The sequence below is a fragment of the Phycicoccus sp. M110.8 genome, assembly GCF_032464895.1.
Taxonomy (GTDB): Bacteria; Actinomycetota; Actinomycetes; order Actinomycetales; family Dermatophilaceae; genus Pedococcus.
In genome coordinates this window covers 1388812-1405732 of the sequence record NZ_JAWDIC010000001.1, presented here as the reverse complement: position 1 = coordinate 1405732, position 16921 = coordinate 1388812, and the positions used below count along the sequence as shown (strand labels likewise).

Below are 16921 nucleotides of genomic sequence, written 5' to 3'. Positions count from 1 at the left end.
ACTTCGTCAGGAGAAGACCGTCATGTCGGAGAGTCACAGCGTCTACATCGGGGCGCCAGTGGAGCAGGTGTTCAACTGGTTCAAGGATCCGCGCAACTGGCTGACACTCAACCCCACAAGTCGGGAAGAAATCACGCAGTCACACGTGACGCCGGAAGGAGTCGGGACCTTCCACGTCTGGAAGATGAGGCCGGCGCCGGGAGTTCAGTTCGAGATCTTCGGCGTGTTCACCGAGTTCGTCGCGAACAAGCGCATCGTTGACAAGTGGTCGATGGCTCTCGAGGGAACGGAGACGTACACCTTTGACGCCGAGGGCTCGGGGACGCGGGTTACGTTGAGCCGCCGGCGGCAGTCGGTCTGGCGGCTCGGTGCGCTCGACAAGCTCGTGGATCGAGCCGAGCGGCGGGAGGACCACCGTGCCCTGGAGAGGTTGAAGGCACTCATGGAGTCGAGCGGCCAAAGGGCAACGGCCGCTGGCTGAGGCGCCCTGCGGGGCACTCCCAGATCTCGATGACCCGGGACGTCTGGATGGGCCCAGAGCGGCCCGTGACCTGCGGTTGTGTGGGCCCCGTGGGGCTCGAACCCACAACCTACGGATTAAAAGTCCGCAGCTCTGCCAATTGAGCTAGAGGCCCGGGGGATCAGGACTTCGAGCGAGCCCCTGCCGGATGGTCGAGGAAGCCGTGCCGCGATCGCCGCCGGGGACAGGCTACTGGTGCTGTCCCCGCCGGCGAGCCGCGCGGGGACGGCTCAGGACCCTGCCTGGAGCCGCAGGCCCGCGAGGAGCAGGTCGAGTCCGGCGCGGAACTGCTCGGCGTCGTCGTGGCCGGCGAACTCGTCGACCACGTGGTGGATGAACGGGAACCGGCCGGGGTCGAGGGACCGCCACTGCTCGGCATACCGCTCGAGGTACTCCTCCCGCCCCACCTCGCCGGACCTGACGACGTCCGGCGTGTCCTGGCCCATGTCGGCCGCGGTACCCACCACGAACCCCACGACGGCGGACACGGCGTGGAACTGCTGCCGCGTCGTGAGGTCGAGGCGCAGCACCTGCTGGCCCAGCTTCTCGTAGAGGCGCAGGGCGTTGGGCTGGGTCTCGGTGTCGCGCATGAAGTACGCGCCGAGCCACGGCCGGTCGACGATCGCGTCGAAGAGCGTCACGGCGATGGTGCGCAGGTCCTCGATCGGCTCGCCGTCGCCGACGGCCTCGACCGCGTCGAGGACGTCGCCCAGGACGTGGTCGGCGGCCCGGTCGAGCAGCTCGTCCCGGCTCGAGACGTACCAGTAGATGCTGGCGACGCCACCGCCGAGCCGGGCCGCGAGGGCGCGGAACGTGAGGGCCTGCTCGCCCGACTCGTCGAGCAGGGCCACCGCCTCGGTGAGGACCGAGTCGAGCGAGTGCGAGGCCCGGCGGCGCTCGCGCCCGGCACGACCTCCGCCCGTCCTGCTGTCGGGCCGGCCGCTTCCCGCCGGGCCTCGCCCGTCGCTTCCTGCCCGGCCTCGCCCGCCGCTTCCCGCCCGGCCTCGCCCGCCGCTTCCCGCCTGCCCTTGCCCGCCGCTTCCCGCGGGGCCTCGCCCGCCGTTCGCCGCAGGTCGGCCGCGCTGTGGCGGTCGTCCGGCGGCACGCTCCGACTGGGGGCTCATGCGGCCATCCCACCACACCGGAAACCGATCGGTTGCGTTTTCTCGAACATCGTTCTATTTTATCGAACTGTGTTCGACTAACGAACAGCGTTCGATAAGAGGAGGTCCCCATGACGGCCACGACCGCCACCCCACCCGTCCCCCGCGTCCACACCTCGCTGCGGTCCGCGTGGGTCCCGCTCGCAGCCCTGTGCCTCGCGTTCTTCGTCGAGATGGTCGACAACACGCTCCTGACCATCGCCCTGCCCACGATCGGCCGGGACCTCGGCAGCGGCACGACCGCCCTGCAGTGGGTCACCGGCGCCTACTCCCTCACCTTCGGGGGCCTGCTCCTCACCGCCGGTTCCCTCGCGGACCGCCTGGGGCGCCGCCGGGTGCTGCTCGCCGGTCTCGCGCTCTTCGGCTCGCTCAGCCTGGCCGTCGTGGCCGTGACCTCCGTCGGCGAGCTCATCGGCCTGCGTGCCGCGCTCGGCATCGCAGCCGCGGCCATGGCGCCCATCACCAACTCGCTGGTCTTCCGCCTGTTCGACGAGCAGGCCCTGCGGATGCGGGCGATGACCGTGATGATCGTCGTCGGCATGTCCGGCTTCGTCCTCGGCCCGCTGCTCGGCGGCACCGCCCTCGCCCACGTGCGGTGGGAGTGGCTGCTGCTGGCCAACGGACCCATCGCCCTCCTCGCCTGGCTCGGCGTCCGCCGCGGGGTGCCGGCCGACCGCCCGGACGACCTCACCCGGGACCGGCTCGACCTGCCCGGCGCAGGCCTGAGCATCGCGACGATCGGCCTGGCCTGCTGGTCCCTCACCAGCGGGGTCGAGTTCGGCTGGCTCTCGGCGGCCACCATCGCCTCCGTCGTCGCGGCCGTCGCCGCTCTCTGCCTCTTCGTCCGCCGGGAGCGCCGGACCGCGTTCCCGATGCTCGACCTCGGGCTCCTGTCGCACCGCACGGTCCGCGGCGCAGCCGTGGCCCAGGTCGGCACGGCGATCGCCATGGCGGGAGTGATGTTCGGGCTGATCCTGCTCTTCCAGTACGCCTACGGCTGGAGCCCGGTCCGCGCCGGACTGGCCAACCTGCCGCTCATCGTCACCATGGTGCTGGCGACGCCGCTGTCGGAGGGGCTCGCTGCCCGGTTCGGCCACCGGGTCGCCTGCCTCGTCGGGGCGGTCCTGCTCGCCGGCGCGCTGGCCGGGTTGTCCTGGGGCGTCGTCCACGGGTACCCGGCGATCGCGGCATCCCTGGTCGTCCTGACCATCGGCCTGCGCACCGTCATGACGATCTGTGCGGTGGCGCTCGTCGAGGCCATGCCGCACAACCGCACGTCCATCGGCGCCGCCCTCAACGACACGGCCCAGGAGATCGGCAGCAGCCTGGGCATCGCGGTGGTCGGCAGCCTCGTGGCGGTCCTCGTCACGACCACGCTGCCGGTGGGGGCGTGGAGCGCGGAGCTCGTCGCGTCGTTCGTCCACGGTGAGCGCATCACGTATGCCGTGCTGTCCGCCGTGGTGGGCGTGGTCGCCGTGTGGGGCGCGCTGTCGCTCACCGACTCGCGCAGCGTGGACGAGCACGCCCTGGAGCTGGAGCAGGCCTGAGCGCCGCGCTGGAGGTCGGTCCGCCCGGTCGCAGACCGCCGGAACCGCTCGAGGGGCCGACCCGTTGGCCGGACATGAGCACCCTGACCTGTCCCAAGTGCGGTTCCGAGATGCGCAGCTACGAGCGGAACCAGGTCCACGTCGACCAGTGCACCGGGTGCGGCGGGCTGTTCCTCGACCGCGGTGAGCTCGAGGCGCTCGTGGCGGCGGAGAACGCCTGGCACGCGCAGGTGCCGCCCCAGGCCGGGCCGCCCCAGGGCGAGCAGTACCAGGGGCAGCCGCCATATCAGGGGCAGCAGTACCAGCGGCAGCCGCAGTACCAGCAGGGCCAGAACCCCTGGCAGCAGCCCCCTGCGCAGGGCCACCCCGCGCCGTACCGGGCCACGTCCAAGTCGCCCTACGGCTCCCACGGCCAGCGGCGGCGCAAGTCCTTCCTCAGCGAGCTGTTCGACTGACCTGCGCTCCGACACCGGCCTCCCCGGCGCAGCGGTGGGAGGATGGACGGCGATGCGCAACGAGCCCAGCGGACGTGACAACCCCCGCCGCCCCGCCTTCTTCAGCCCCGCCGCCATGGAGACCCAGGGCGGCACCGTCCCCGACCCCGCCCAGGTGACCGAGATCGCCCACGAGACCGCGGCGGTGCTCGTCGGCACCGGGCGGGCCGCGGAGGACCCGGCGCTCACGGAGCGACTCGTCTCGCTCGTCGACGAGCTCGGGCTGTCGACCGTGGCGGAGCTGTGGGCCGACCGCCCGGCCCGCAGCCTGCCGGGCGTGCTGTGGCGGCTCTACGCGCTTCGCGAGTGGGTGCAGCGCAACCCCGAGGAGGCCAGCGCCGACTACGCCGCCGGGATGCGCTTCACCGACGTCAACCACGTCGTCGCCGGCGTCGCCGAGCCGCCCGGCCCGGCGGAGCTGCAGGCCCTCACCGACACGGTCCTGCGCGGGGTGTTCTCGGGAGACCTCGACCTGGCGCTGCAGCGGGCGGCGGCGTTCTGCCGGGTCGTCGCGGCGGGTCGTGCCGACCGGGCCCACAGCACGGACGTGACAGACCGCGAGGCGGCCGGCCGGCAGACCCGGCGGGCCGCGAACATGCTCACCACGGCGGAGGACCTCGAGGCCGGCGCCCACCTGTGGCGCGCAGGAGAGCTCACCTGAACGGCCCCTTGCGGCACGGGGCCTCGTGGGCTCGGGGAACATTCCCCGGCATGCGCGGGTTACAGTCGGACGTGCGCCGGGCCGCGGTAGCCCCGGGTCCCAACTGAAGCCGCTACGAGCGGCCACGCGCCGTGAGGCGCTCCCGGCCCGGCGCACGACATCCGTCCGGTCATGGTGCCGGCGCCCTCGGTGCAGGAGCCCTCGGTGCGCCCGCCGGCTGAGCGGTGGCGGCCCGTCCCCCCGGGCAGGCCGCGGCATGGGTCTCGGCGTCGTCGCGGGCTGTCGCGCGTGACCGCCGTCCCGGGCCGGACCAGCCGCACGCTGCGCAGGTCGCGTGCGCGAAGGAGCCCCGCTCCTCCAGCACCACCTCGACGGCGCCGCTCGGTGTGACGGCAGGGAGGCCGCCCGCAGGGGACGGCAACGGCTCGGTGCCCGGCATACGCCCATCATCCGGCACGGGGGGAGTAACTAGTCACTACCGGATTCCATGACTCGGATGGGTGGTTCTGCGGTCCCGGCGGTCAAGAGATGGCAAAGGAGACTGCCCTGCGCACGGGCCGCTCGGTTAGCGTCGTTCCATGACCACGGACCCGGACGCCGGTGGCGACCTCACCGACGACGCCCTGCAGGACGAGATCGAGCTCGTCGGGGACCTCGTGGTCGCGGCATCCGCGAGCGAGCGACCCCTCACCGACGAGGAGATCGACCGCGCCCTGGGCCTGGTCAGGGGCCACCGCAGCGCGCCCGAGGGCGGTCCGGCGGCGCCGCACCGTTCGTCCGCCCGCCTGCACGTCTGACCTGTACCCGTCCGACCTGCACCCAGCCGGGTTGCGCTCCTGAGCGCCCTTGCCCGTAGCATCGTCTCCGGCCATCCCCCCGCATGACCGGAGAGAACCGTGGGCTTTCGCCTCACCCCCCAGGAGAACAGCTTCTACGACCTGTTCGCCAAGTCCGCATCGAACCTCGTCGAGGGCTCGCGTGAGCTGACCAAGATGCTCGGCGCCGGGACCGAGGAGCGCGACTCGATCGCGACCCGCATGCGCGAGATCGAGCACGCCGCCGACGAGGCGACCCACGAGATCATCCGCAAGGTCAACAGCTCGTTCATCACGCCGTTCGACCGCGAGGACATCCACGGCCTGGCCTCCGCGCTCGACGACTGCATGGACCTCATGGACGCGGCCGTCGACCTCATCGTGCTCTACCGCGTGGGCGACCTCCCGGCCGGCGTGTCCGACCAGGTCGAGGTGCTCTCCCGGATGTCCGAGCTCACTGCCGAGGCCATGCCGCGGCTGCGCTCGATGAAGGACCTCTCCGAGTACTGGATCGAGATCAACCGCCTCGAGAACCAGGCCGACCAGACCTACCGCCGCCTCCTCGCGGGCCTCTTCAACGGTGACTTCGGCAACGACGCCATCACCATCATGAAGCTCAAGGAGGTCGTCGAGGAGCTCGAGGCCGCGGCCGACGCGTTCGAGAGCGTCGCGCACAAGGTCGAGAGCATCGCGGTCAAGGAGTCCTGAGCCACCTCATGGAATGGCTTCCGGTCGGGATCGTCATCGCCCTGGCGATGGGGTTCAACTACACCAACGGCTTCCACGACGCCGCCAACGCGATCGCCACCTCGGTGTCGACGCGCGCGCTCACCCCGCGCGTCGCCCTCGCCATGGCTGCCGTCGCCAACCTCTGCGGTGCGTTCTTCGGCAAGAAGGTCGCCGACACCGTGGGCAAGGGCATCATCGACGCCCCCGTGGGCACGACGGGCCTGGTCATCGTCGCGGCCGCGCTCATCGGCGCCATCGGGTGGAACCTGCTCACCTGGTGGTACGGCCTGCCCTCGTCGTCCTCGCACGCCCTCATCGGCGGGCTCGGCGGTGCGGCCCTGGCTGCCGGCGCCACCGTGAAGTGGCACGGCATCTGGGAGAAGGTCGTCATCCCGATGGTGCTCTCGCCGATCGTCGGCGTGATCCTCGGCTACATCGTGATGACCGTGATCCTGTGGCTCTTCCGGGGCGCCCAGCCCGGCAAGGTGTCGCGAGGGTTCCGCTACGCGCAGACCGCGTCGGCCGCCGCGATGGCGTTCGGCCACGGCCTGCAGGACGCGTCCAAGACGGTCGGCGTGGTCGTCCTCGCCCTCACCGTCGGTGGGTACCACTCGGGCAACAACGTGCCGCTGTGGGTGCTGCTCATCTCCGCGGTGGTCATCTCCCTCGGCACGTATGCCGGTGGCTGGCGGATCATGCGCACCCTCGGCCGCCGCATCATCCACCTCGACCCGCCGCAGGGCTTCGCCGCCGAGACGACCGCGGCCTCGATCCTGTACGTCGCGGGCCTGGCGTTCGGCGCCCCGATCTCGACGACGCACACGATCACCTCGGCGATCATGGGTGTCGGGGCGACCAAGCGGCTCTCGGCCGTGCGGTGGGGCGTGGCCGGCAACATCGTCGGCGCGTGGGTCCTGACCTTCCCCGGCGCCGGCATCGTCGCCGCCCTCGGCTTCTGGGTCATCCACCTCTTCGTCTGACCACCGGCTCACGTCTTCGCGCGTCGGACACCCCTGTCCGTCCCGCGCCGCGCCGACTTTCCCCACTTGTTGCCACCTGATGGTCACTCGGGGCAGGTTCCGGGGCTGCGGTGACCACCACGTGGCAACAAGTGCGCGGCAAACCGACCGCGGGGCGAGGCCAAGGGTGGGACCGTCCACAGGCTGTGGCAGGCGGCGTCGTCGTCCACAGCCAGGAGGGCATCCCGACCTCACGGGCGCAGTACCAGTCATCGTCGGCGGGTGCGAACCACCCCCGAGGCCACCTGGCTCACCCTTCCCCAACCGTTCCTCGCCCGTGAGGCGCACGCCCTCGGCCTGACCAGCACGGCTATCGCGGGTGCCGTGAGGCGCGGACAACTCGTGGTGCCTGCCCCGCAGGTGTATGCCGTCAGTGCGGCGTGGTCGGCCCTGTCGCCGGCCGCAGCGCACCTGGGCCTCGCGCGCGCAGGACAGGTCTCGGTGGCCGGCTCGGTGATCAGCCACGCCACGGCTGCCCTTCTCCACGGACTCCCGCAGCCGTGGGGACCCATGGGCTCGAGCGTCTGCCTCACGGCGCGCGAGACGACCCGCACGGCGGCGACGGACGACTGGCGGCGCGTCCTCGACGGAGCGCTGCCGCCCGACGACGTGGCGGGGGTGGACGGCGTGTGCGTGACCACGGTGGCGCGGACTGTCGTCGACTGCCTGCGCACCCTACGGCTGCGTGACGGGCTGGCGATCGCCGATGCCGCGGTGGGTCGTGGGATGGTGACTGTCGAGGAGCTCCAGGCGGTGCGACGTCGCCAACGCAGGTGGCCCGGCATACGCACGGCGGACCTCGGGATCGTGCTGACCGAGGGTCGGCGGGAGTCCTGGCTGGAGTCGGCTTCGGTGGCGACGGCGGTGGCCCTCGGTTGGCCGCCGCCTATGAGCCAGGTCGCGATCCACCGCCTTGATGGATCTTTCGTCGGCAGGGTGGACCTTCTCTGGGGCGGTCTCGGCATCGTCGGCGAGGCCGACGGGCGGAGCAAGTATCTCGGCAGCTTCGACGAGCAGTGGGACGCCGACCGCGCCGCGACCTTCATGCTGCGCGAGCGCGACCGGGAGCGGGAGCTCGAGTCGATGGGTCTGGTGGTGGCGCGCTGGGGAACGGCCGAGCTGCGTGACGGCGGGGCTGGTCTGGACGCCGTCCTGGTCAGGGCGCGGCGGCGTGCAGACGCCGCACGGGTGCGGTGCTTGTGGCGGCAGGGCCAGGGGGACGAGCTGAGGGACTGGCGCGACCTGTCCGGCGGACCCCGCGTCGCCGCGCACTTGTTGCCACGAAGTCGTCACCCGGGACGTCGAAACCCCACGTGGTGACCACTAAGTGGCAACAAGTGGGGTTTCGGTGGCGGGGACGGGGCGGTGGGGTGGGTCAGCCGAAGCGGCCGGAGATGTAGTCCTCGGTGGCCTTGACGCTGGGGTTGTTGAAGATCTTCTGGGTGTCGTCGACCTCGATCAGCTTGCCGGGCTTGCCGGTCGCGGCGAGGTTGAAGAACGCCGTCTGGTCCGAGACCCGCGCAGCCTGCTGCATGTTGTGGGTCACGATGACGATCGTGTACGTCTCCTTGAGCTCGGAGATGAGGTCCTCGATCGCCAGGGTCGAGATCGGGTCGAGGGCCGAGCACGGCTCGTCCATGAGCAGCACCTGCGGCTCAACCGCGATGGCCCGCGCGATGCACAGCCGCTGCTGCTGGCCACCGGAGAGCCCGGCGCCGGGCTTGTCGAGCCGGTCCTTGACCTCGTTCCACAGGTTCGCGCCCTGCAGGGACTTCTCCACGACCTCGTCGAGCTTCTTCTTGCCCTTGACGCCGTTGAGGCGCAGCCCGGCTGCGACGTTGTCGTAGATCGACATCGTCGGGAACGGGTTCGGTCGCTGGAAGACCATGCCGACGGTCCGGCGCACCGCCACGGGGTCGACGTTCGAGGCGTACAGGTCCTGGTCGTCGAGCATGACCTTGCCCTCGACGCGTCCGCCGGGGATCACCTCGTGCATGCGGTTCAGGGTGCGCAGGAACGTCGACTTGCCGCAGCCGGACGGTCCGATGAACGCGGTCACCGACCGCGGCTCGACCGTCATGGTCACGCCCTCGACCGCCTTGAAGGCGCCGTAGTAGACGTTCAGGTCGCTGACGTCGATTCGCTTGGCCATGGGGTTGTTCGTCCTTCGGGATGGGATGTGGTCTCAGGGGATGTCGGGGGAGGTGGGTGCCGGCGCCGCTCCGTCGCGGTATGCCGTGTGCCTCACGTGGGGTGCTACTTCTTCACCGAGCCGAAGCGGGCGACGAAGCGACCGGCGAGGTTGAGCAGCAGCACGAGCAGGATGAGCGTGAGCGCCGCGGCCCACACGCGGTCGATGGCCGGCTGCAGGCTCTCGGTGCGGTCCTGGTTGATCATCGTCGGCAGTGTCGCCATGTAGCCGCCGAAGAGGTCGGTCGCGATCGACTTCGTGTACGGGCCGAGGATCAGCAGCGGCGCGGTCTCGCCCATGACGCGGGCCAGGCCGAGCAGGATGCCCGTGATGATGCCCGAGAAGGCGGTCGGCAGGACGACCCGGGCGATGGTGCGCCACTTCGGCACGCCGAGCGCGTACGACGCCTCGCGCAGCTCGTTCGGGACCAGCTTGAGCATCTCCTCGGTCGAGCGCACGACGACCGGGATCATGAGCAGCACCAGCGACAGGCAGACCGCGAAGCCCACCCGCTGGAACCCGAACGTCGTGACCCACACGGCATACACGAACAGGCCGGCCACGATCGAGGGGACGCCGGTGAGGATGTCGACCATGAACGACACCGCCCTGGCGAACCGCCCGCGGCCGTACTCGACGAGGTAGATCGCCGTCATCACGCCGATCGGCACGGAGATGGCCGCGGTGACCAGCCCCTGGATCAGGGTGCCCTGGATGGCGTGGACGGCACCGCCGCCCTCACGCCGTGAGGTGATGCCCTTCTGGGAGTTGGTCCACCACTGTGGTTCGAGGAGCAGGTGGAAGCCCTTGGACACCACGGTCCACAGGATCCAGACGAGCGGCACGAGGGCGAGGGCGAACGCCAGCCACATGACGACCCGCGCGAGCAGGTCCTTGGCCTCGCGACGCCGCGCGGGGTGGCCCAGGACCGGCACGGGGGCACCGGGCCGGGAGGACCCGGTCGAGCCGACGGTGCGGCCGGGGGCGACGGTGTCGGTGCTCATTCGGTGAAGGCCTTCCTGCGCTCGATGACGACCCGCGCGATCGCGTTGACCACGAAGGTCAGCACGAACAGCACGAGGCCGGCCGCGATGAACGCGCCCGTCTTCGCGGGGGAGTCGAACTCGCTGGCGTTGTTGGCGATCCGCGAGGCGAAGGTCTCGCCACCGTTGAGGACCGACCAGCTCCACGGCGTGCCCGGCGCCAGGGACGACACGATGATCGTCACGGCGATGGTCTCGCCGAGCGCGCGGCCCAGGGCCAGCATGGCGGCGGAGATGACACCCGGCCGGCCGAACGGCAGCACGGCGGTGCGGATCATCTCCCACTGCGTGGCGCCGAGGGCGAGCGCTCCCTCCTTGTGCGCCGTGGGCGTCTGGGCGAAGACCTCGCGCGACAGCGCGGTGACGATCGGCAGGATCATGATGGCGAGCACGACCCCGATGAACAGGATCGTGCCGCCGCTGGTCGAGGTCTTGGAGAACAGCGGGAACCACGACAGGTGGTCGGTCAGCCAGCCCTGCACCGGGTCGAACTTCGGGCCGAAGGTCTTCAGGCCCCACAGGCCGTAGACGATCGACGGGACAGCCGCGAGCAGGTCGACGAGGTTGGCGGCCGGCTTGGCCAGCCAGCGCGGCGAGTACTGGGTGATGAACAGGGCGACGCCGACCCCGACGGGGACGGCGATCAGCATCGCGATGGTGGAGGCCACCACGGTGGTCCACAGCAGCTCGAGGATGCCGAACCGCAGGTTGGTCGGGTCGCCGACCGCCCACTCCCGCGAGGTGAGGAAGTTGACCTTGTCGTCGGCGATGGCGGGGATCGCCTGCCACAGCAGGAAGAGGCCGACGAGGGTGACGATGCCGATGACGAGGCCGCCCGAGGCCTTCGCGGCGCCGCCGAACAGGCGGTCGCCGAGCCGTCCGGTGCCTGCGCGGTCGCCCTGCAGGTCGCCTTCGAGCGTCCTTCCGGTCACTGTTGCCACTGGGATGCCTCTGGGATGTGGGGGATGTGGGGATCTGGTGCTGCTGGGGTGTTGCGGTGGTGGTGCTCGGGTGGTGCTTCTCCGTGACACGGCTGCCGCGGGGGTCGTGCTGTGCTGCGCGGGGGGGACGCAGCACGGGTGCCGCGGGGCTGTCGAGCCCCGCGGCACCCGGTCGGTCAGGAGAGCGCGGAGATCGCGGCCTCGACCTTGGACTGCACCTCGTCGGGGAGCGGCGCGTAGCCGATCTCCTCGAGGGACTGCTGGGTCTGCTTGTCGGCGAAGTGCTTGAGGAAGGCCTTGGTCAGCTCGGTCTTCTTCGGGTCCTTGCCCTTGGAGCAGACGATCTCGTAGGTGACGAGGAGGATCGGGTACGCGCCGGCCTCCTTGGTGGCGTAGTCGAGCTTCAGGCGCAGGTCGTTGCCCTCGCCGTCCTGCTTCGCGGCCGCCACGGCCTTGCCCACGGACTCGCCGGTGAGCTCGACGGCGCCGCCGCCGTTGTCGATCTGCGCGATGCCCAGCTTGTTGTCCTTGGCGTAGGACCACTCGGCGTAGGTGATGCCACCCTCGGTCGACTTGACCGCGTTCGCGACACCGTCGGACTTGGGCTTGCCCTCGCCCTTGCCCGTCCAGGTCTTGCCCGGCTCAGCCGTCCAGTCCTTGGGGGCGGCGGCGTTGAGGTACTTGGTGAAGTTCTCGGTCGTGCCCGACTCGTCGGAGCGGAAGAAGACCTTGACCGGCTCGTTCGGCAGGGTGACGCCGGGGTTGACGGCCGCGATGGCCTTGTCGTTCCAGGACGTGATCTTGCCGTTGAAGATCTGAGCGGCGACGGACGGCGTCAGGACGAGCTTGTCGACGCCCTTGAGGTTGTAGGAGATCGCGATCGGGCCGGTCACCATCGGCAGGTTCCACGCGGGGGAGCCGCAGTACTTGGCGGCCTCATCGGCCTCGACCTTGCCGTCCTTGGGCTTGGTCTTCAGCGCCGAGTCGGACCCGGCGAAGTCGACCTGGCCGGCGATGAACTGCTTGATGCCCGCGCCGGAGCCGGTCGGGTTGTAGTTGACGGTCGTGCCCGAGCACGCGTCCTGGAAGCTCGAGATGGCCTCCTCGATCGCGTTCTTCTGGGCGGACGAGCCCTCGGCGTTGAGCGTGCCGCCGCCCTGGGGGCAGTCGGACGACGCGGCGCCGGAGGACGACGACGAGCCCGACGCGCTGGCACCGGAGCCGGTGTTGTTGTCGGAGCCGCACGCGGACAGCGCGATGGAGCCGACCAGGGCCACGCTGGCCACGAGGCCGAGACGCTGGATCTTCACGGTGTTCAAACCTCTCCACAGGGGGAAACTCGGGGCGGGCGCACTGCCCGACGACCCTGAAGGTAGGGAGGGTTGGTGACGCGGCGGCCCGTCGCAGGTGAACGGACGGTGAACAACACCCAGACTCTGGACGGCGGCCCCAGCACGGCCACCCGACCGCCGGGTGAACGGCGGGTCAGGAGCAGGTCAGGTCCTGGCCGAAGCCGCAGGTCAGGGCAGGTGTCGCTCCACCGCGACGACCCGCGCGCCGGCGCCGGTCCCGGCGAGGTGGACGACCAGCGCCTCACCCTTGGCCATCTTCTCGGCGGCCGCCTCGCGCAGCACCGCACGGGTGGCGCCGGCGTCCGGTTCGGTGTCGTCGACGCGGTCGCACAGGCGGGCGAGCAGGTCCGGCAGCACCGGTCCGTGGCTGCACAGCGCCGAGGGCACGCCCCGCTCCAGCAACCGCTCGAGGTGCCGACCCGCCCGGGTCGGGTCCGCCTCGTAGCCCTCCTCGCTGAGCCCGTCCTTGGTGCGCAGGGGTATGCCGCGCAGCGCGGCATACGGGCGCACCGTGTCGGTGCACCGCACCGACGGTGAGCTCACGAGCCGGCGCACGGCGTATGCCGCGAGCAGCGCGCCGAGCTGCGCGGCCCGGTCGCGCCCCGCGGCGCTGAGGGGGCGCAGCGGGTCCTCACCGGGCCAGGAGCCGCGCCCGACCGCGTGCGCGTGCCGCACGAGCGCGAGCGGCCAGGTCGTCAGGGTGCCGGCGTGGTCGGCGCGCACGAGCGCCCGCAGCTGCTCGCGGTCGCGCGCGTAGTCGAGCCGGTCCGAGGCCGCGACGACGTCGAGCCAGCGGACCTCGTCCACCTCGTTGGTGAGCGGACCCGGCGGCCGGGTGACCTCCGCCGCCCAGTAGCGGACCTCCTTGGTGGCGGGCTGCCCGGCGCCGTCGAGCACGGTGTACGAGGCACCGGGCAACGGCCGCCCGAGCCCGACCTCGAGCGAGGTCTCCTCGACGGTCTCGCGCACCGCGGCCACCGGCCAGGGCTCACCCGGGTCGAGCTTGCCCTTGGCCCACGACCAGTCGTCGTACTTGGGCCGGTGCACGAGGGCGACCTCGAGCTGGCCGCGTCGACGTCGCCAGGGCAGCGTCCCCGCGGCCGGGATGGGGGTGCTCAACGGCGGCGGGCCTTGCGGCGGCGCTTGGTGTGCTGCTCGATGAGGGTGGCCTGCAGGTCGAGCAGCGGCTCGCCGTCGGGTCCGGTGTTGACCCGCGTCCAGCGTCCGTCGGAGCCCAGGCGCCAGTGGGCGTACTCGTCGCTCATGCCGCGCGCGAGCAGCCAGCGCAGGTCCTCGACGTGCCGGGGCTCGGCGATGCGGACCAGGGCCTCGACGCGTCGGTCGAGGTTGCGGTGCATCATGTCGGCGCTGCCGATCCAGATCTCGGGCTCGCCCCCGCCGCCGAAGTGGAACACGCGGGAGTGCTCGAGGAAGCGGCCGAGGACCGAGTGCACCTCGATGTTCTCGGACAGGCCCTCGACACCGGGCCGCAGCGCGCAGATACCGCGCACCCAGACGTCGACGTGCACGCCGGCCATGGACGCCCGGTACAGCGCGTCGATGACCTGCTCGTCGACGATCGAGTTCACCTTGATCTGGACCAGGCCAGGCCGGCCGGCCTTCACGTGGTCGATCTCGGCCTCGATCCGCTCGACCAGCCCGCTGCGGATCGACCGGGGGGCGACGAGCAGCCGCTTGAACTTGCTGCGCGGCGCGAACCCGGAGAGCTGGTTGAACAGCCGGGCGAGGTCGTCGCCGACCTGCGGGTCGGACGTGAGCAGCCCGAAGTCCTCGTAGAGCCGGGCGGTCTTGCCGTTGTAGTTGCCGGTGCCGATGTGGCAGTAGCGGCGCAGGCCGCCGTCGCTCTCCTGGCGCACGACCATGCAGAGCTTGGCGTGGGTCTTGAGCCCGACGATGCCGTAGACGACGTGCACCCCCGCGTGCTCGAGCTTGCGGGCCCAGGAGATGTTGTTCTGCTCGTCGAAGCGGGCCTTGATCTCCACGATGGCCAGGACCTGCTTGCCCGCCTCGGCCGCGTCGATGAGCGCGTCGACGATGGGCGAGTCGCCGCTCGTGCGGTACAGCGTCTGCTTGATCGCCAGCACGTGCGGGTCGGCGGCCGCCTGCTCGATGAAGGCCTGCACCGACGTCGAGAACGAGTCGTACGGGTGCTGCAGCAGGACGTCCTTGTCGCGGACCACCGGCAGGATGTCCGAGGCCTTGGAGCTCTCGGCGGGCGCGAGGTCCGGGTGGGACATGCCGCGGAACGGCGGGTACCGCAGGTCGGACCGCTCGAGGTCGGCGACGAGGTTGAGGCTGCGCAGGTCCAGCGGGGCCGGGAGCCGGTAGACCTCGCTCTCGCTCACGCCGAGCTCGCGCACGAGCATGTCGAGCACGTGGTCGTCGATGAGCTCGTCCACCTCGAGGCGCACGGGCGGGCCGAACCGGCGCCGGGTGAGCTCCTTCTCGAGGGCGGCCAGCAGGTTCTCGGCGTCGTCCTCCTCCACCTCGAGGTCCTCGTTGCGGGTGACCCGGAAGGTGAAGTGCTCCTGGACCTCCATGCCCGGGAAGAGCATGTCCAGGTGGGCGGCGATGACGTCCTCGAGCGGGACGAACCGGGTGTGGAAGAGGTCGGCGGTCACCGGCTCGCCGGCCTCGGGCTCGATGTGCAGCAGCCGCGGCAGCAGCGGCGGCACCTTGACCCGGGCGAAGTGCTCCTTGCCCGTCTTGGGGTTGACCAGGACGACGGCGAGGTTGAGCGAGAGCCCGGAGATGTACGGGAACGGGTGCGCCGGGTCGACGGCCAGGGGCGTGAGGACCGGGAAGACCTGGTCGGTGAACTGCTCGGACTGCAGGGTGCGCTCGTCGTCGCTGAGCTCGTCCCAGCGGACGATCGAGATGCCCTCCTCCTCGAGGGCCGGCTGCACCTTGTCCTTGTAGACGGCCGTCTGCATCGCCTGCAGCTCGTGCGCGACGAGCGAGATCTGCTCGAGCACCTCCCTCGGCTCGAGCCCGGACGCGGAGCGGACCGCGAGGCCGGTGGCGATGCGCCGCTTGAGCCCGGCCACCCGGACCATGAAGAACTCGTCGAGGTTCGAGGTGAAGATGGCCAGGAACCGGGCCCGCTCGAGCAGGGGGACCGACTCGTCGGCCGCCATCTGCAGCACCCGCTCGTTGAACTGCAGCCAGGAGATCTCCCGGTCCAGGAACCGGTCGGCGGGCAGCCCGCTGTCGTCCTGCCACCCCGCCGACTGCACGACCCGCATGAACCGCCCGTTCGCGGCGCGGGGCTGGGCGCTCGCGATCGACACCTCGTGACCGGACTCGTCGGTGTCGAAGGTGTCGGCGTCGTCGGCCTCGGTGGTCACGCTCATGCGGTCATCCTCACAGGGGGCGGTGAACGGGACGCGAATACATCACGTCGACCATGATGCTGCGGAATCCCAGTCCCGTGTAGGTGCGTATCGCCGCCGCGTTGTCGCCGTCGACGTAGAGGACGACCTCCGGGAGACCCAGCCGGGCCAGGTGGGCCAGGCCGAGGGCGGTGACGGGCTTGCCCAGGCCCCGGCCCTGGTGGTCGGGGTCCACCCCCACGACGTACACCTCCCCGGCCGTGGCGCCGGGCTGGAGCGTGGACCGCTGCTCCGGGTCGACCTTGGTCCAGTGGAACGCCGCGACCGCGTCGGGCGCCTCGGCCGTGCCCACGAGGATGAAGCCGGCGGGGTCGAACCAGTCCTGCGCCATCCGGTCCTGCAGGTCGGCCAGCGTCATCCGGCCCTGCTCGGGGTGGTGGGCGAACGCCGCGGCGTTCGTGGCCAGCCAGGCCTGCTCGTCCCTGCCGGGTTCGAAAGCCCGGGCGGTGTAGCCGGCCGGCAGCGCCGTCGCAGGCGACGTGGCGTCGTCCGGGGTGAGCGCGCGGGACATCTTGTGCAGCTCGCGCACCGTCTCGAGCCCTGCTGCTGCGGCGAGCGCCCGGGCCGCGGGCAGGTTCCCGTGCGCCCAGAGGCGCACCTCGCCCGCCTCGGCCAGCACCGCCTCGAGCAGCGCCCGCCCGATGCCGGTACGCCGGTGGTCCGGGTCCACGACGAGCTCGCCCGAGGGGCCCTCGTCCCCGTCGCCGTCCTCGCGGCCGCCGGCGCCGCCGTCGGCGAGGCCGCCGGAGAGCTGGGCGTACCCCACCAGCTGCTCCCCGGCATACGCGAGCACGTGGCGCACGCGGCCGGGGCCGGCGGCGAGGTCGAAGAGCGTCTGCTCCGACAGGGCGCCCACGCCGTCGGACTGCGTCGCGCGCGCGGCGAGGGAGCGCACGGCGTCGCGCTCGTCGGTGGTCAGGGTGTCGGTGGGGCGGACTCGTGGTGACGGCACGGAAAGCATTGGACCACGCCATCCACCTGCATCTTCCCTAACCGGCGGGGTGCGGTTAGCGTGCACGGGTCCGGCCCACCT

At 71.3% G+C, this 16921-nt stretch carries 16 protein-coding genes and 1 tRNA gene; 8 read left to right on the top strand and 9 right to left on the bottom strand.

Annotated features, from left to right (window positions below):
* The first annotated feature begins 22 nt into the window (after positions 1 to 22).
* Positions 23 to 481 carry an SRPBCC family protein gene (locus tag RKE38_RS06670; RefSeq protein WP_316006662.1) on the top strand — a complete coding sequence of 153 codons (459 nt, stop codon included), beginning with the start codon at positions 23 to 25 and terminating at the stop codon, positions 479 to 481.
* Positions 482 to 562: 81 nt separating this feature from the next.
* Here RKE38_RS06670 and RKE38_RS06665 read toward each other — a convergent pair.
* Both RKE38_RS06665 and RKE38_RS06660 read right to left on the bottom strand, forming a co-directional pair.
* A tRNA-Lys gene (locus RKE38_RS06665) sits at positions 563 to 635 on the bottom strand.
* Between the two features lie 115 nt (positions 636 to 750).
* Positions 751 to 1371, bottom strand: coding sequence for a TetR/AcrR family transcriptional regulator (locus tag RKE38_RS06660; RefSeq protein WP_316006661.1), 621 nt, complete (start codon positions 1369 to 1371; stop codon positions 751 to 753).
* Positions 1372 to 1754: 383 nt separating this feature from the next.
* On the opposite strand from RKE38_RS06660, the gene RKE38_RS06655 reads away from it, so the two are divergent.
* The 7 genes from RKE38_RS06655 (at position 1755) to RKE38_RS06625 (ending at position 8268) form a co-directional block, all read left to right on the top strand.
* On the top strand, positions 1755 to 3230 hold the full coding sequence (locus RKE38_RS06655) for an MFS transporter (RefSeq protein WP_316006660.1): 1476 nt from the start codon (positions 1755 to 1757) through the stop codon (positions 3228 to 3230).
* 74 nt (positions 3231 to 3304) lie between these two features.
* Positions 3305 to 3685 carry a zf-TFIIB domain-containing protein gene (locus tag RKE38_RS06650; RefSeq protein WP_316006659.1) on the top strand — a complete coding sequence of 127 codons (381 nt, stop codon included), beginning with the start codon at positions 3305 to 3307 and terminating at the stop codon, positions 3683 to 3685.
* A 52-nt stretch (positions 3686 to 3737) separates the two neighbouring features.
* Entirely contained in the window at positions 3738 to 4385 is a 648-nt protein-coding gene (locus tag RKE38_RS06645; protein ID WP_316006658.1) for a hypothetical protein, read from the top strand.
* 578 nt (positions 4386 to 4963) lie between these two features.
* Complete coding sequence (locus tag RKE38_RS06640; protein ID WP_316006657.1) at positions 4964 to 5182, top strand: hypothetical protein; 219 nt, start codon at positions 4964 to 4966, stop codon at positions 5180 to 5182.
* A gap of 99 nt (positions 5183 to 5281) precedes the next feature.
* The gene (locus RKE38_RS06635; RefSeq protein ID WP_316006656.1) at positions 5282 to 5908 is read left to right on the top strand and encodes a DUF47 domain-containing protein; all 627 of its coding nucleotides are present in this window, start codon (positions 5282 to 5284) and stop codon (positions 5906 to 5908) included.
* Positions 5909 to 5916: 8 nt separating this feature from the next.
* Positions 5917 to 6909 carry an inorganic phosphate transporter gene (locus RKE38_RS06630; protein WP_316006655.1) on the top strand — a complete coding sequence of 331 codons (993 nt, stop codon included), beginning with the start codon at positions 5917 to 5919 and terminating at the stop codon, positions 6907 to 6909.
* 261 nt (positions 6910 to 7170) lie between these two features.
* Positions 7171 to 8268, top strand: coding sequence for a hypothetical protein (locus RKE38_RS06625; protein ID WP_316006654.1), 1098 nt, complete (start codon positions 7171 to 7173; stop codon positions 8266 to 8268).
* A 55-nt stretch (positions 8269 to 8323) separates the two neighbouring features.
* On the opposite strand, the gene pstB is transcribed toward RKE38_RS06625, so the two are convergent.
* The 7 genes from pstB to mshD form a co-directional block, all read right to left on the bottom strand.
* A complete protein-coding gene (gene pstB, locus RKE38_RS06620; protein WP_316006653.1) occupies positions 8324 to 9100 on the bottom strand; it encodes a phosphate ABC transporter ATP-binding protein PstB in 777 nt (258 codons plus the stop codon).
* A 104-nt stretch (positions 9101 to 9204) separates the two neighbouring features.
* Entirely contained in the window at positions 9205 to 10143 is a 939-nt protein-coding gene (pstA, locus tag RKE38_RS06615) for a phosphate ABC transporter permease PstA (RefSeq protein ID WP_316006652.1), read from the bottom strand.
* Positions 10140 to 11114 carry a phosphate ABC transporter permease subunit PstC gene (gene pstC / locus RKE38_RS06610; RefSeq protein ID WP_316006651.1) on the bottom strand — a complete coding sequence of 325 codons (975 nt, stop codon included), beginning with the start codon at positions 11112 to 11114 and terminating at the stop codon, positions 10140 to 10142. Before pstC ends, pstA begins: the two co-directional genes overlap by 4 nt.
* A 185-nt stretch (positions 11115 to 11299) precedes the next feature.
* Positions 11300 to 12433, bottom strand: coding sequence for a phosphate ABC transporter substrate-binding protein PstS (gene pstS / locus RKE38_RS06605; RefSeq protein ID WP_316006650.1), 1134 nt, complete (start codon positions 12431 to 12433; stop codon positions 11300 to 11302).
* Between the two features lie 210 nt (positions 12434 to 12643).
* Positions 12644 to 13594, bottom strand: coding sequence for an NUDIX hydrolase (locus RKE38_RS06600; RefSeq protein WP_316006649.1), 951 nt, complete (start codon positions 13592 to 13594; stop codon positions 12644 to 12646).
* Positions 13591 to 15849 (bottom strand): RNA degradosome polyphosphate kinase, encoded by a 2259-nt coding sequence (locus RKE38_RS06595; RefSeq protein ID WP_316006648.1) that lies wholly within the window; start codon positions 15847 to 15849, stop codon positions 13591 to 13593. Before RKE38_RS06595 ends, RKE38_RS06600 begins: the two co-directional genes overlap by 4 nt.
* Positions 15850 to 15859: 10 nt before the next feature.
* On the bottom strand, positions 15860 to 16840 hold the full coding sequence (gene mshD / locus RKE38_RS06590) for a mycothiol synthase (protein WP_316006647.1): 981 nt from the start codon (positions 16838 to 16840) through the stop codon (positions 15860 to 15862).
* Positions 16841 to 16921 lie beyond the last annotated feature (81 nt).